At 42.6% G+C, this 14,866-nt stretch carries 13 protein-coding genes; 9 read left to right on the top strand and 4 right to left on the bottom strand.

The genetic code is table 11. From position 1 onward, the window contains the following. Positions 1-131: 131 nt before the first annotated feature. Positions 132-1,712, top strand: coding sequence for a bifunctional phosphoribosylaminoimidazolecarboxamide formyltransferase/IMP cyclohydrolase (purH, locus tag ACTQ9T_RS09970; RefSeq protein WP_413190245.1), 1,581 nt, complete (start codon positions 132-134; stop codon positions 1,710-1,712). Positions 1,713-1,928: 216 nt separating this feature from the next. Here the strand turns inward: purH and ACTQ9T_RS09975 are convergent, their stop codons facing one another. Both ACTQ9T_RS09975 and ACTQ9T_RS09980 read right to left on the bottom strand, forming a co-directional pair. Continuing rightward, positions 1,929-3,803 (bottom strand): SurA N-terminal domain-containing protein, encoded by a 1,875-nt coding sequence (locus ACTQ9T_RS09975; protein ID WP_440464955.1) that lies wholly within the window; start codon positions 3,801-3,803, stop codon positions 1,929-1,931. Positions 3,804-4,210: 407 nt separating this feature from the next. After that, on the bottom strand, positions 4,211-4,483 hold the full coding sequence (locus tag ACTQ9T_RS09980) for an HU family DNA-binding protein (protein ID WP_045445077.1): 273 nt from the start codon (positions 4,481-4,483) through the stop codon (positions 4,211-4,213). Between the two features lie 510 nt (positions 4,484-4,993). Here ACTQ9T_RS09980 and ACTQ9T_RS09985 point away from each other — a divergent pair. From ACTQ9T_RS09985 to fdx, 8 genes are all read left to right on the top strand, one after another. After that, positions 4,994-5,638, top strand: coding sequence for a hypothetical protein (locus tag ACTQ9T_RS09985; RefSeq protein WP_440464956.1), 645 nt, complete (start codon positions 4,994-4,996; stop codon positions 5,636-5,638). A gap of 481 nt (positions 5,639-6,119) precedes the next feature. Then, positions 6,120-6,629, top strand: a complete 510-nt coding sequence (locus ACTQ9T_RS09990) for an Rrf2 family transcriptional regulator (protein ID WP_010199379.1) — start codon at positions 6,120-6,122, stop codon at positions 6,627-6,629. Next, entirely contained in the window at positions 6,626-7,852 is a 1,227-nt protein-coding gene (locus ACTQ9T_RS09995; protein WP_010199377.1) for an IscS subfamily cysteine desulfurase, read from the top strand. The genes ACTQ9T_RS09990 and ACTQ9T_RS09995 overlap by 4 nt, the downstream gene beginning before the upstream one ends. 169 nt (positions 7,853-8,021) lie before the next feature. Further along, complete coding sequence (iscU, locus tag ACTQ9T_RS10000) at positions 8,022-8,432, top strand: Fe-S cluster assembly scaffold IscU (protein WP_010199375.1); 411 nt, start codon at positions 8,022-8,024, stop codon at positions 8,430-8,432. 395 nt (positions 8,433-8,827) lie between these two features. Further along, positions 8,828-9,148 carry an iron-sulfur cluster assembly protein IscA gene (iscA, locus tag ACTQ9T_RS10005; protein WP_025653020.1) on the top strand — a complete coding sequence of 107 codons (321 nt, stop codon included), beginning with the start codon at positions 8,828-8,830 and terminating at the stop codon, positions 9,146-9,148. Between the two features lie 149 nt (positions 9,149-9,297). After that, the gene (gene hscB, locus ACTQ9T_RS10010; RefSeq protein WP_440464957.1) at positions 9,298-9,879 is read left to right on the top strand and encodes a Fe-S protein assembly co-chaperone HscB; all 582 of its coding nucleotides are present in this window, start codon (positions 9,298-9,300) and stop codon (positions 9,877-9,879) included. A gap of 248 nt (positions 9,880-10,127) precedes the next feature. Continuing rightward, a complete protein-coding gene (hscA, locus tag ACTQ9T_RS10015) occupies positions 10,128-12,008 on the top strand; it encodes a Fe-S protein assembly chaperone HscA (protein WP_440464958.1) in 1,881 nt (626 codons plus the stop codon). Positions 12,009-12,100: 92 nt separating this feature from the next. Further along, complete coding sequence (fdx, locus tag ACTQ9T_RS10020) at positions 12,101-12,439, top strand: ISC system 2Fe-2S type ferredoxin (RefSeq protein ID WP_010199366.1); 339 nt, start codon at positions 12,101-12,103, stop codon at positions 12,437-12,439. 93 nt (positions 12,440-12,532) lie between these two features. On the opposite strand, the gene ACTQ9T_RS10025 is transcribed toward fdx, so the two are convergent. Both ACTQ9T_RS10025 and ACTQ9T_RS10030 read right to left on the bottom strand, forming a co-directional pair. Then, positions 12,533-13,816: an adenylate/guanylate cyclase domain-containing protein gene (locus ACTQ9T_RS10025; RefSeq protein ID WP_440464959.1), complete on the bottom strand. Its 1,284-nt coding sequence runs from the start codon at positions 13,814-13,816 to the stop codon at positions 12,533-12,535. Between the two features lie 344 nt (positions 13,817-14,160). Further along, positions 14,161-14,793, bottom strand: coding sequence for a DedA family protein (locus ACTQ9T_RS10030; RefSeq protein WP_440464960.1), 633 nt, complete (start codon positions 14,791-14,793; stop codon positions 14,161-14,163). Between the last annotated feature and the right edge of the window lie 73 nt (positions 14,794-14,866).

Consider the following 14,866-nt stretch of genomic DNA (forward strand, 5'->3'; position numbering starts at 1 on the left):
GATCGTCATTAACCCTCATTATGTATGGCAATGTATCGTTCATGACCTTATCCATAGTGATAACGTCTACAGCGAATGCCATTATCACCTTGCCAGACGTTTACGTCAGGCTTTTTTTATGGAAAGTTCTTATGAGTACAGCCCCACTTGCCCTACTGTCGGTCTCCGATAAGTCTAACATCGTTGAATTTGCTCAAGGCCTCATTAAAGCAGGTTTTGCTTTGCTATCGACTGGCGGCACTTATCGACTACTGACAGAGCATAACGTTGCGGTGACCGAAGTATCAGATTACACCGGTTTTCCTGAAATGATGGATGGCCGTGTTAAGACGCTGCATCCTAAAATTCATGGCGGTATTCTAGGGCGCCGTGGCACTGATGATGCTGTTATGAGCGATCATCAAATTGATCGTATTGATCTAGTCGTGGTAAACCTTTACCCATTCGCAGAAACCATCGCTCGTGCTGATGTAACGATGAACGATGCGATCGAAAATATCGATATCGGTGGTCCTACAATGGTACGTTCTGCTGCCAAAAACCATGCTCACGTTGGTATTATTACTGACCCAGTAGATTATGATCGCGTGCTTACTGCTTTGGGTGATGGCACTAAACTGACCGCTGCCTTACGCTACGACTTAGCGGTGAAAGCCTTTGAACATACTGCACAATACGACGGTATGATTGCCAACTTCTTAGGTAGCCGAGTCAATGAGACTCAAGAGCCAGAGAACTTTTCACGTACCTTTAACGTGCAGCTAGAAAAAGCCCAAGACCTGCGATATGGCGAAAACCCACATCAAAACGCGGCTTTTTATACCGAAAACCATCCACTCAAAAGTCAGCAAGCCTCTATTGCCACGGCGAAGCAATTACAAGGTAAAGCACTGTCTTATAACAACATCGCCGATACTGATGCGGCGCTTGAGTGTGTCAAAGCGTTCAGCGCCTCTGCCTGTGTCATCGTTAAGCACGCCAATCCTTGCGGTGTCGCGGTCAATACCGACCAAGTAGCGGCTTATAATACTGCTTTTAGCACGGATCCTGAATCTTCTTTTGGTGGCATCATTGCCTTTAACCGCCCATTGACCGTTGCTGCTGCAAAAGCGATTATCGACAATCAGTTTGTGGAAGTGATTATTGCACCTAGTATCGAAGATGGTGTGCTTGAGGCGACTGCTGCTAAGAAAAACGTGCGTGTATTGGTATGTGGCGAGCTACCAACGCCTGAGCAGCGCGAAAGCCAGCTCGACTATAAGCGTGTTAACGGTGGGCTGCTCGTACAAGAGCAAGATCTGGGTTTGATTACTGCCAACGACCTAAGAATCGTCACGGACGTGCAACCAACGGAAGCGCAGATTGCGGATTTACTATTCAGCTGGAACGTCGCAAAATACGTCAAATCTAATGCCATCGTTTATGCTAAAGGCCAGCGTACTATTGGTGTTGGCGCTGGTCAAATGAGCCGCGTCAACTCAGCACGTATTGCCGCTATCAAAGCTGAACATGCTGGCTTGGCCACAGAAGGCGCTGTTATGGCCTCAGATGCCTTCTTCCCGTTCCGTGATGGCATTGATAATGCTGCTGAAGTAGGTATCTCAGCGATTATCCAACCAGGCGGCTCTATGCGTGATGACGAAACCATTGCTGCGGCGAATGAGCATGGTATCGCAATGGTATTTACAGGTATGCGCCATTTCCGCCATTAAACTGTGTCTTATCACTTTGAAAACTGGCATTAATAGCCGTATTGAATTGTATATCGCTGTTAATGCTACATTCTTATGATAAAAGCAATATCCATTAAAAAAGCCACTATAAATAGTGGCTTTTTTATACGTCAAATTTAATAAAAGTATTTAGAAAAAACGATTTAGCAATTAGGTCATATTTCCCTTAATACTCTTATTTCAACACCTTTATCTCTAGCGCCCTTGCGCATTGGCCATATTAGTCTCATTGATCTCGACTTTGTACACTAGACGTAGATACTCTAGGTAATCTTGTAGCTGATCTTGACCCAAGTTATCACGGATAATCGAGGCAGTTTGCGCGCGTTGCATATCAGACAGTGGTGACTGTTGCTCGGTCTTGATACGATCACCGACCAATAACGTCGCACCCATTTCTGTTTCGCTCGCAATCGCAACGACACCATTATTGGCCGCTTGCTGACTAAACGCCAAACCTCGCTCTTTTTCTGTCAATCGTGTGGTTTGACGGTTTATTTCACCTAAGGCTTGAAAACTGACTGGTTGTTTAGCAATATCTGCCGTTGTTTTAATGCCTGCTGACAGTTTCTTAGCATCTTTTAATGCCAATGCCGTGGCTTTTTGCTGACGTAATATCTGTGTGATTCGTGGCGTAGCCGCTGCTAAAGCAAGTGTTTTAGTAGGACGATAATTGCTTGGCTGTACCCATACCGTGCCATTACCAACTTCAATACCGGCGGTAACCGCTTGGTCTTGAATCGTAAACTCATCAAAGGATTGCTTAATAACTGCCGGTTGCGACAATGCTGACTGATTGTTTTCTTTACGATAATCCTTGAGACGTTTTAGCGTCACATTCTCTTGCTGAGCGATATCTTCGATACTAAAACCATCTGCTGCCAAGTCGTTAATCGCAGTCACTTTATCGGCATACATCTCCTGACGCTTATACTCTTTTGCTTTAGCGGTCAGCTCATCACGCATACTCTCTAAGCTTGGAATCTTCTTGCCATTGTCTTCAGTGACAGTAAATATCTGATAACCAAAGCTGGTCTTAACTGGGGCGCTCACATCGCCGACACTCAGCCCCTCCAGAGCTTTCTCAACTGCTGCTGCATCATTACCAAACACAGAAGGGTTAAAGCGGCCGATATCGCCACCCGTCTCTCCTGATGGGTCATCTGACTGTGTTTTAGCAAGCTTACCAAAAGCCTCGCCTTTGTCCAAACGGGCTTTCACTTTGTCTGCGCGAGCTTTTGCATCTTTACCTGTCAATAAAATTTGACTGATTTTGCGCTCATCGACTACAGCCAGCTGCTGCTTATAGGCTTCATATTGCTGCTGCAAATCTTTTGTTGTGACATCAGTCACTGGAACGGTCTGAGGACTCAATTGCAGATAAGCCAAGTCTACCATTGCCGCGCTTTTTAGCGTGTCTTTATTGGCATCATAGTAAGCTTGTATGTCGTTTTTGCTCAGCTTCACTTGCTCTTGGTAATCCTGCCAATTAAAGCGATGCAACCAAATATTGCGCGACTCTAGCTGCAGATCGATCAACTGACTGACCGCTTGCATCGGATACACTGCCGTACCAACGATACTGGCATTGAGCTGATCGAGACTTAACTGGTTACGAAATTCTGTAAATAGCTGGTCTTTGGTCATGCCGCGCTGACGCAAAAAGTTTGAAAACTGGTCATTTGAAAAGTTACCATCAGCATCCTGAAAAACTTCTTCTTGACGCAGCAGACGATTGATCGTGTCATCAGACACTGTCATACCAAGCTTACCAGCCTGTTGCTCTAACAAAGTCCGATCGATCAAACCCTTTAGCACCTGCTCATGCAACACATCTTCATTCAATAAGCTGGCATCATCAATTTGCTCTAATGTCTCAGTACGCCGGTTATTGACAGCAGTCTGATACTCTGATAATCCGACACTTGCCTCACCTACCTGTGCAATTTGGTTGGGATCAACGCCACCACCAAAGTAGCTTTCGACACCCAAGAGAGCGAGCGGCGATAGGCATAAAATCAATAAAATGCGACCTGGCCAGCTTTTTAAGAAATCGCGCAATTTATCCATAGTTATCTCTGCTTTATTAACCTATATTGATGAAAAACCATTGTAATACTATTATTAATATCAATGCTATCTAAGCCGGCAATGGTAAGAAGAAGAACATGTGCATTTTATAGAGGAGTATAGGGCTGAGTGAAAAAGCCTTACTCAAACAACACATCTATCGCGCGCCCTATGATACGTGATTTTTACGGTAGACTCAAAATATTCACGTGGTACGATACAAACTATGGCTACAAAAAAAGCACCTAATATTTAGGTGCTTTTTTGCTGCTTCGCCTAGCGCTTAGAATGTGCGCTAAACTATCAGCGACCATCTATTACTTAACTGCCATCAAACGCTGTTTTTATTCGTCTTGCGAGTCATTATGCAGCGCTTGTCTATAATAGAGTAACTTAAAGATAACGGCTTAGTTTAAGCGCTCTTTTAAGTTTTTACCGGCTTTGAAGCTTGGTACTTTGCTTGCTGGGATGCTAAGTTCTTCACCAGTCTTAGGGTTACGGCCAGTGCGGGCTTTACGATCTTTTACGCTAAAAGTACCAAAGCCAACTAGTGAGATGCTATCGCCAGCTTCTAAAGCCTCGCCAACACTTTCCATAACGGCATTCAAGGCATCACCAGCTTGAGTCTTATTTAGACCACTTTTGTCTGCGATGCTATCAATCAATTCTGACTTATTCATAAAATTTCCTTCAAGTTTAAGGGGGGTAATAAACGCTCACGCCAAGCATTGTAACGCTCTCATAGCACTTACGCAATAAAAACTACCTGACTGGCGTATTAACAGGTTTCGCTTTGTTATCGTCTTTATATCAAGGCAGCATAAGGAGCGCAAGCGATTTTACATATTTTTGTGCCATGTACTACGTATTTGACACCCAATGTTACGCAAAACATCTGCAACGTCTATACAAGCCAGCTACTTTAGCTAAAAACACTGTCTGCATGTCTCTCTAAGCTTTGAAAACCGTGGTCAGTTGGTGTCTGTGCATTGCCAGTCATAAATAGTGGTGTCTTTATCGACTGCTAAATTGTACTGTAATAATTTTGCTACTGACAGAAACTAGCGTTACTTTTTATTATAAAGGCGTTACTATAAGCAAAATATCACTGCAAATTTTTAGTAAAAATCAACTTGAGTTGATTCGATAACTTTAATTTTAATTTGCTAAATAAAAAACGGATTATTTACATGAAGCGTTCTACGTTGTCTCACTCTTTTCTTAATATTATTCTGGTGTTCATTGAGTCGGCTCTGACACTACTGTTACGTTTAGATCCCGAGCTACGTAAAGCCGCTTATCCGCTTGCCAAGCAAGGCACTGTCGTCGCACTTCGCCTATACTTACCACATGTAGAAATTTTTGCCACCTTTAGTACCAAAGGCGTGCTATTAGATGCTCAGCTACCTATTGGCCGTAGTGAGCCAGATGTGGTTATCAATGCTTACAGTATCCAAGTCATCAATGCGATCACCACACACGATAGCGAAACAACCGAAAAATTACAAATGCGCGGTGAGTCAGTACAAGTGCAATTGGTTAAGCAATTTATCATGCAGCTCGGTCTCGGTAACTTGATTCAGGGTCTTATCAAAAAGATAAAAGGCGGCAAAGGTAAGTCTAAGCCTACTGACGCGGAAATGGCCGAAAAGAAAGACAACTATAAGTTCCGTATCAAGGAGCAACAGACACAAATCAGTACATTGACGACTAAAAACCGTGAGCTTGAAACCACGGTAAAAGAGTTGCAGAGCAAACAGAAGACATTGATGATTGTGACTATTATGGCGCTTGTCATTATGATTGGCTCAGTCATAGCACTATTGATGAACTAGTTTTTGTTAATGATGGTGATGTTTATTGATAAACATACTTATTCATAAATAATAATGCACCTTTAGGCGATTACTTTAATGACCATTAAGCGTTTGATAGCTTTAATAAGCTACCAAACGCTTTTTTATCGCTTTAATTTACTCATTGTGAATTCGAAACAAATCTAAAATGGATGCAGATATTTTACGATATGCGCTCTGAAGCCCTTCTACGCCGCATCTCAACCACCATTGTTTTTATCAATCATAGTAATCAATTGGATTAACCATTCAACCACACTTTAATCTTGACTAAATTACTCGGGATTAAGTATAATTACTCTATCGTTGCACACATCGGGTTCACCATCTGTTGTTTAATAGCGATAAGACACACTTAGTTGATAGATAATTAACAGAGGCAAAAGTTTGCTTTTACCAAAACTACTTTACTAAGATCGTTGTTAAATACACTTATAACTGAGAAGTTGGGAGATAACATATGCGTTTGACTACTCGAGGCAGATATGCCGTTACTGCGTTATTAGATCTGGCGTTACAGACTAGCCAACAAGAGACAGCGGTATCGCTATCCGATATTGCTAAGCGGCAATCCATATCTATCTCTTATCTCGAACAGTTATTTTCTAAGCTTCGTAAACGTGGCTTAGTCACGAGCATCCGCGGTGCAGCAGGTGGCTATCACTTGGCCAAGCCATTGCACGAAATTGATGTGATGAGCATTATTTCCGCTGTCGATGAATCTGTGAATGCGATGCAGTGCGAAGGACGCGGTGATTGCCAAGGTGGTACAATGTGCTTAACCCATGATTTATGGTGTGCATTGTCCAATCATATCGAACAGTACTTGAAAAATATAACATTAGCGCAATTATTAGACATGGAAAACGTGCAGTCAGTCTCAGACCGTCAGCAGACCGTTACCAAAGATATTTCAATAAAAGACATCAATACTATTACCCTATCGACCAGCGAGGCAAACCCAGCATGAGCCAACATAACAACCTTATATACTTAGATTATGCCGCCACCACCCCAGTTGCTAAGTCAGTTGCAGCTAAGATGAGCGAATATCTGACGGTAGATGGCATCTTTGGTAATCCTGCCTCGCGCTCGCATGGCTACGGCTGGCAAGCAGAAGAAGCAGTAGAAACAGCGCGTCAGCAAGTGGCAGAAGTCATCAACGCTGATCCACGCGAAATCGTCTTTACTTCTGGTGCGACTGAGTCTGACAACCTAGCAATTAAAGGTGCCGCTCACTTCTATCAGTCTCGCGGTAAACATATCATTACCAGTAAAATCGAACACAAAGCTGTATTAGATACTTGCCGCGAGCTTGAGCAAGAAGGCTTCGAGATTACGTATCTTGAGCCGCAGCCAAGTACTGGTCTTATTTTTCCAGAACAAGTCAAAGAAGCGCTACGCGATGATACTATCTTAGTGTCACTGATGATGGTAAACAACGAGCTTGGTACTATTACTGATGTAGCCGCTATTGGCGAAATCACTCGTGAAGCTGGTGTTATATTTCATGTTGATGGTGCACAATCTGTTGGTAAAGTTCTTATCGACACTCAAGAGATGAAAATCGACTTAATGAGTTTTTCAGGTCATAAAGCATATGGTCCTAAAGGCATCGGTGCCTTGTTTGTTAGTCGTAAGCCACGTGTTCGCCTAAAAGCTGAGCAACATGGCGGTGGTCACGAGCGCGGAATGCGTTCAGGTACACTACCAACGCATCAAATCGTTGGTCTTGGCGCAGCATTTGCCTTAGCCAATGATAGCTACAAAGAAGACAATGCCCATGCAGCCAAACTGCGCCAAAAACTGTGGGATGGTCTACAAGATATTGAAGAGATCTACCTAAACGGTGATTTAGAGCATAGCGTTCCTAACATTGTGAACATCAGCTTTAACTTCGTCGAAGGTGAATCACTAATGATGTCCCTTAAAGACTTGGCTGTATCATCAGGCTCAGCCTGTACGTCAGCGACACTTGAGCCGTCATATGTACTACGTGCTATCGGTCGTCCAGACGAATTGGCACACAGCTCTATTCGCTTTAGCTTCGGTCGCTACACCACTGAAGAAAACGTCGATACGATTATTAAGCAAATGCACGAAGCCGTTGATAAACTACGTGCCCTATCACCACTTTGGGACATGTACCAAGAAGGTGTTGATTTAGATTCAGTCGAATGGGCTGAGCACTAAATTTAAGTATATATAGCGATATAAACATCAAATAAATTTATTAAACGATTGATCAGACAGTTATAAATACCATTTTTATTAACTAAATGTTTGACCCCAATTATCGATGAGTGGGTAGTGTTTCAACTTTTAGAAGCCACTGCTCATCATCTAACTAGGAGAAAACCCCATGGCCTATAGTGACCAAGTTATTGATCATTACGAAAACCCACGCAACGTCGGCAATCTTGACAAAAATGCCAAAAACGTTGGTACTGGTATGGTTGGTGCCCCAGCTTGTGGCGATGTGATGCGTCTACAAATCCAAGTCGATGATAACGGTATCATCGAAGATGCACGCTTCAAAACTTACGGCTGTGGTTCAGCAATTGCCTCAAGCTCGCTCGTTACTGAGTGGCTAAAAGGTAAGAGCTTGGATCAAGCTGGTGAAATTAAGAACAGTCACATTGCTGAAGAATTGGCATTACCACCAGTAAAAGTGCATTGCTCTGTACTTGCAGAAGATGCTATCAAAGCTGCTATTAGCGACTATAAAGATAAGCACGGCGCAGCAGCAGTAACCGAAGAAGCTGTTATCTAAGGCTAAACCTACTGGCCTATGCGCTGCATAGAATTAGCAGTGCTAAGTAGCAACACGTTAAACAGCTACTGATGCTAAAAAGGTGACAATGACACTTATGTAATTGTCACCTTTTATTTTCTAATAGCCGCTAGGGCGTGTCATTAATTAGATTGTGAGTCTTAAAATGAGAAAAATTGTAGATAAACAAGGAAGAAATTGCCGTTAATATGAACATATTGACAATATTTCTGACGATGTTTAGCAAAATTTAGCCATTTTAAGGCCACTAAATGTATTAATGTGCTAATTGATGACACGCCCTATCATATTATTTTGGCAAACTTGTGATTCCAGTTGCCAGTCTATACAGATTTTTTATTGATACTTATAATTAATAGTCAATGGGAGTTGGCATGATTGAAATGACAGAACGCGCCGCTCAACATGTTCGGGATTTTTTGGACAATCGCGGTAAAGGTGAAGGCATTCGAGTGGGTATCCGCACAGCGGGTTGCTCAGGTTTGGCTTACGTTTTAGAGTTCGTAGATACCCCTGACGAAAATGACACGCGTTATGAAAGCCGTGATGTCAGTATTTTTATTGATCCTAAAAGCTTGGTCTATTTAGATGGTTTATTGATGGACTATGAAAAAGAAGGATTGAACGAAGGCTTTAAGTTCACTAACCCCAACCAAAAAGGCGAATGTGGTTGTGGTGAGTCATTTACCGTTTAATGATTCAATGGCTTAAGGTTGCTGACTTTGCTCTTAAGCGATGATAAAAGAATGCTGCCACAATTAAGTCAGTGTGGTCGACCAAATAGCAAACCTATTCTGATATTGACAACACTTTAGAAATAAATAGAAAAAGCAAGGCGTATGATATGACAGATATTACTCAAGAAGCACAGTTTGATAACTTTTTTGCCCTATTTGAGCAGCCTGTACAATTTGACGTCAATCAAAGTAGTCTCGATCAACATCTACGTCTGCTACAAAAACGTTACCACCCTGACAATGTCGCCAAGAACTTGACAGACGCTGCACAAGCGCAACAGCAGTCTGAGCAAGCGTCAGCATTGATTAACCAAGCTTATCAAGCGTTGAGTGCGCCTGATAGCCGTGCGAGCTATCTGTTAGATATGGCAGGACAAGCACAGAACCTAGAACACTCAATCGCAGATTTAGACTTTTTAGAAGATGCGATGCAGATGCGTATCGAATTAGATGAAGCGATTGAAGACAAAGATCGCCCAACCTTACAGCAATTACATCCGCAGATTACCGAACGTTTGACGAAACAGTCTAAGCGTTTTAGTGACGCGTACCAAAGCAAGGACTGGCAAACGGCGATTGATGCGACGCAAAAACTGAAATTCTTGGTCAAGTTAAATGCTGACGTGACGACAGGGCTTGATGAGGTTGCGACGTCTGAACATTCAGATGATGATGATTTATACGTTTAGATAATGAATATTTAAACGCTTGTATTATTAATAATGTATACACGCTTTTCTAATTTATTGTTCTTATTTAAAGCTATATTTAAAACGATGGTTAAAATAGTCCCAACGATACCGTATAATCCCTTATTTTAAGCGCTATTTAACGCTACTCTCTTCTATGTTAGAGAAGAATCGCAGCCGTTGACTGTCATAGCACCTATGTTGTATTTGCCACATTTCACTTATTCATTTTATCTTTGAGTTATCTTATGTCTTTATTGCAAATTGCCGAACCTAATCAAAGTGCCCAACCCCATCAGCATCGTTTTGGCCTAGGGATTGATCTTGGTACCACGCGCTCATTGGTCGCTGTGGTGCGCTCAGGCAAGGCGCAAGTGTTAGAAGCAGGCGCAGCTAACGATACTCTATTACCCTCTGTGGTCTATTATCCAAGCACAGGCAACCCGCTTGTCGGCTACGATGCCCTAGCCCACTTGGCGGATGATCCAAAAAATACGATCGTCTCGGCTAAGCGCTTTATGGGTCGTAGCCAAGCTGATATAAAGTTCTCTCATCCTTATGAATTAAGTGGCAGCAAAGACGATATGCCAGCATTCGTGACTGCTCAAGGCGAAGTATCGCCTGTTGAGGTATCAGCGCGGATATTGGCAACGCTTGAACAACGTGCAGCCACTGCATTGCCTGCAGACAGTATTGAAGGTGCGGTGATTACCGTTCCCGCTTACTTCGATGAAGCTCAGCGTCAAGCGACCAAAGATGCCGCCCAAGCAGCCGGTATCAATGTGCTGCGTCTATTAAATGAGCCTACCGCTGCGGCAGTCGCCTATGGTCTCGACCAAGCTACGCAAAATGGTGATAAAGAAAGCTACTACTTAATTTATGATTTGGGTGGTGGTACTTTTGACGTTTCTATCTTGAAGCTAAATGATGGTGTTTTTGAAGTATTGGCAACTGGCGGTAACAGTGCATTAGGTGGTGATGATATCGATCGTCTGATAACCAATTGGCTTATCAAACAATTAAACATCGATCCTAAAGATGTGAGTCGTCATGACAAGTCAATACTGGCGCAACAAGCCAAAGCTTATAAGCAGGCATTGACTGACGATCAACAAGTTGATATCGATATCACTGTGAATGAGCAGGCTTATCAAGGTGTATTGCGCCGTGAAGACTTGCTGGCTATTACAGAACCTGTTAGCCGCCGCACGATAAGCGTCTGCGAACAAGTGCTACGTGATGCCAAACTATCTACCTCAGACCTAGATGAAGTTATCTTAGTCGGTGGCTCTACTCGTATGCCTGCTGTGCAGCAAGTTGTCACTGAATTTTTTGCCAAGCAGCCGCTGTGTCGTCTGAATCCAGATGAAGTGGTTGCTTTGGGCGCAGCACAGACAGCGCATCAGTTAGTCAACGGCGATAGTGACAATAACTTATTACTGTTAGACGTAACGCCATTATCGCTCGGTCTTGAGACCATGGGCGGCTTAGTTGAAGTACTGATTCCACGTAATACGCCTATCCCCGTCAAGAAACGCCAAGTATTTACCACGTACCAAGATGGTCAAACAGGCATGGTGATTCACGTGGTACAAGGTGAGCGCGAGACGGTGGACAACTGCCGCTCATTGGGACGTTTTGAGTTATATGGCATTCCATCGATGAAAGCTGGGTTTGCCCGTATCGAAGTGACCTTTAGTATTGATGCCAATGGTCAGCTAACTGTCAGTGCGCAAGAGACCACCACCAAAACAGAAAGTAAGATTGAGATTGTGCCTTCTTATGGTTTATCTGACGAGCAAAAAGAGCAATTACTGGTGGCTGGATTTAAGTACGCTGAAGAAGATAAGAACGCACGCTCTTTAATCGAAACAAAAGTAGAAGCAGAGCGTGAAGTACTCGCTCTACAATCTGCACTCAATGAATTTTCAGCATTACTATCCTCTGAAGAACAAAGCATTTTAGCAGAGCAAATCAAAGCTCTAGCAGCCGCGCTCGACACTAATGACTTGAGCTTTATCGAAACTAAGCAGGCTCAGCTCAAGCCTCATAGCGATGCCTTTGCTGCCCGTATTATGAATCAAAGCGTCAAAGCCAGCATGGCAGGTACGAATGCCCAAGATTGGTAGCAGATACGTTTAAGAATGTGGCTTAGCGACCATACTAAGCTCATCTCTTATATTTTTATTTTTTTAATTGATTAGCACTGGAAAGACGATTTATGCCAAAAATTACCGTATTACCGCATCATGAAATTTGCCCTGAAGGCGCCGAAGTCGAGCTAGAAGCTGGTAGCAACCTATGTAAGGCGCTAATAGAAAAAGGCATTAAAATTGAACATGCATGTGAGATGTCAAAAGCTTGCACTACGTGTCATGTGGTCGTTCGCAAAGGCTTTAATAGTTTAGATGAGATGGACGACATTGAGGCCGATTTATTAGATCGTGCTTGGGGCTTAGAGCCTGACTCACGCCTATCTTGTCAGGTTATGCTCGATGATGAGGATTTAACCATCGAGGTTCCTAAATATACGCTCAACCATGCCAAAGAAAACCATTAAACAACCTATCTTACTCTTATGTTAAAAAAGCCAGCTATCGTCATGATAGCTGGCTTTTTTGTGCTCAATATTATAGATATTGCTTTTAGACGATTATTTATGACCATTGTTGTCACGTTTGCATTCTGCTGCTATATCAGTTGCCAACTTTTCTTCTTCTTGTTCAACCCGCTCAAGCGCAAAATTCAAGCGTGCCCTGATATCTTGATAATCATTATCTTTCATATCTTTAAAGTTCAAATGCAAGTTGAAACCTGGCAGCGTGTGATCAACCCATTTAGAGAGATGACCCTTATCAGCATCAGGATCAAGCACTTGCCAAGCATTTACTTGATCATCAAAGCCTTTTAGCTGAAATGCACCAGCGTGCTGACACTCATAATTATGGCAGACGTAGTCGTAGGTACTCTCACTAACTAATATTTCATCTTTACCAGCACTCGCTTCAAGTCTTGCTGCTAAATTGGCCTCTTTACCGATCAAGGTATAGCTGAGACGATTGTTGCTGCCAAAATTACCAACATGGCAGTAACCTGTCGTAATTCCAATGCGTATGTACAGTCCTTCAAAACCCATGAGCCGCCATTTTTGTCTTAAAGTGCGCATCTCACGACGCATATCTATCGCCATTGCGATACAGTCTAGCGCGTCTTGGCGAGCACCGCGGCTCTTTGGTTCACCAAAAAAACACAGCATGCCATCGCCAATGAACTTATCAAGCACGGCGCCATGTTTATTGGCTATTAAAGTCATACAGTGCATATAGGTATTTAAAATGTCAGCCAAATTATCAGCGCTCAAACTATCGGACAATTCGGTAAAACCAACGATGTCTGAGAACATAATCGTCAGCTTAGCACGCTTATTAGAAACGATGACTGGGCTGTCAGATTTGACGATGGGTTCCCAAATTTGCGGCGGTATGAAGCGTGTTAACTTATTAATAACGGAGACCATCCTGCTTAGACGCCCGACTGCCTGATTAGCACGCGTTTCATAACCGAGATATTCTTGATACATATACTGAAACTGACACAGAATAACCGCCATACTTGCCAATAACACGATTGGTGTTGTCCAGCCTTCATAGCAATCTATCTCAGCTACCGCCAAAGTGACGCTAACATAATAAAAAACAATGACCGTTATAATTGAGCTGGCGATCAGCTTTAAATTATTTTCAGAGCCACTAATGATAATCCTAAGACCTATAAGCGCAGCTAAACTCAGCGAAATAATGATGCAAAACTGTACTGATCCGATGACCGCAGACAATAAAATAATGACAATATTAGACGTCCAAAAACTTTTTGGGCGACGATAATTGTAGATTAGTATCATTAAGCTTGGCAGACAAACAATAACAAGAAGTGCCATTGAGGTAGATCTAAAATCAAAATGTAACGCGAGGAGTATGACCGTGAGAATTAAGACGAAGACTTCTGGATAGTCAAATCGATATACCCCTTCATTTTTTGAAGGGCGATTTGGTCTCAGCGTGTCTAAAAAAGGCATATAAAGTGTTCGCTTAAGCAAAACAGATGGTTGGAAAGACTAAAAGGCTACGAAGATAGCACAGGTGCATCAACTACCTCTACTATCAAGTCGGATATTAATCAGTTATCACTATATTATAATTGATATTATACTTTTTAAGTATGTTAAAAACTATGTCATATATAACCAAAAGTATACCACCTATCACTTATTTTACCTTGAATCTATTTTAAATCGGAATTACGGTACTTATTTTGCCGACGATGCTTGATCAGCCAACCGATGATAATTATCACAGCCAATATGCCAAACCCTTTAGAATAAGGGGCCAATACGCCTTCGATGACCTCATAGTTCTGTCCGAGATAATATCCCGCTAACGTTAATACGGTAGTCCAAATACTGGCACCTAACGCTGTCAATACTAAAAAAGGCAATAGCGGCATCTTGTTCATGCCAGCAGGTATAGAGATGAGCGAGCGAACGCCGGGCACCATACGCCCAAAGAACACGGCTGTTTTGCCGTGTTTATCGAACCAGTCATTCGCAGAGGTAACGTCATCGGGTTTAACGAAAACGTATTTGCCATATTTTTGGGTAAACGCGACCAAACGTTCTTTATCAAATACACGACCTAAATAATATAAGGGCAACGCGCCAAGTGAGGCACCTAGTGTACCGGCAACAATAACCAGCATTAAATTTAAGTCGCCTTTTGACACGGCAAAACCAGCCGCTGGCATAATGACTTCAGAGGGTATCGGCGGGAAGACGTTTTCGGCAAACATGGCAAACACAATACCAAAGTAGCCAAACTTTGCCATAATACTGAGTCCCCATTCGCTGATTTGATTCATAATGACTGCCTCCCCTTATTAAAACTATAGACGATTTATTTTTCTAATTTTGAGTAAACCTAAAAATGTAACT

It is taken from the genome of Psychrobacter sp. ASPA161_6 (genome assembly GCF_051970285.1).
Classification (GTDB): Bacteria; Pseudomonadota; Gammaproteobacteria; order Pseudomonadales; family Moraxellaceae; genus Psychrobacter; species Psychrobacter glaciei.

Coding starts and splice junctions, on each gene's coding strand:
- iscU (WP_010199375.1), top strand. CDS start 8,022: ATGGCCTATAGTGACCAAGTTATTGATCATTACGAAAACCCACGCAAC.
- ACTQ9T_RS09995 (WP_010199377.1), top strand. CDS start 6,626: ATGAGCCAACATAACAACCTTATATACTTAGATTATGCCGCCACCACC.
- ACTQ9T_RS09990 (WP_010199379.1), top strand. CDS start 6,120: ATGCGTTTGACTACTCGAGGCAGATATGCCGTTACTGCGTTATTAGAT.
- purH (WP_413190245.1), top strand. CDS start 132: ATGAGTACAGCCCCACTTGCCCTACTGTCGGTCTCCGATAAGTCTAAC.
- hscA (WP_440464958.1), top strand. CDS start 10,128: ATGTCTTTATTGCAAATTGCCGAACCTAATCAAAGTGCCCAACCCCAT.
- ACTQ9T_RS09975 (WP_440464955.1), bottom strand. CDS start 3,803: ATGGATAAATTGCGCGATTTCTTAAAAAGCTGGCCAGGTCGCATTTTA.
- fdx (WP_010199366.1), top strand. CDS start 12,101: ATGCCAAAAATTACCGTATTACCGCATCATGAAATTTGCCCTGAAGGC.
- ACTQ9T_RS10030 (WP_440464960.1), bottom strand. CDS start 14,793: ATGAATCAAATCAGCGAATGGGGACTCAGTATTATGGCAAAGTTTGGC.
- hscB (WP_440464957.1), top strand. CDS start 9,298: ATGACAGATATTACTCAAGAAGCACAGTTTGATAACTTTTTTGCCCTA.
- ACTQ9T_RS10025 (WP_440464959.1), bottom strand. CDS start 13,816: ATGGCACTTCTTGTTATTGTTTGTCTGCCAAGCTTAATGATACTAATC.
- ACTQ9T_RS09980 (WP_045445077.1), bottom strand. CDS start 4,483: ATGAATAAGTCAGAATTGATTGATAGCATCGCAGACAAAAGTGGTCTA.
- iscA (WP_025653020.1), top strand. CDS start 8,828: ATGATTGAAATGACAGAACGCGCCGCTCAACATGTTCGGGATTTTTTG.
- ACTQ9T_RS09985 (WP_440464956.1), top strand. CDS start 4,994: ATGAAGCGTTCTACGTTGTCTCACTCTTTTCTTAATATTATTCTGGTG.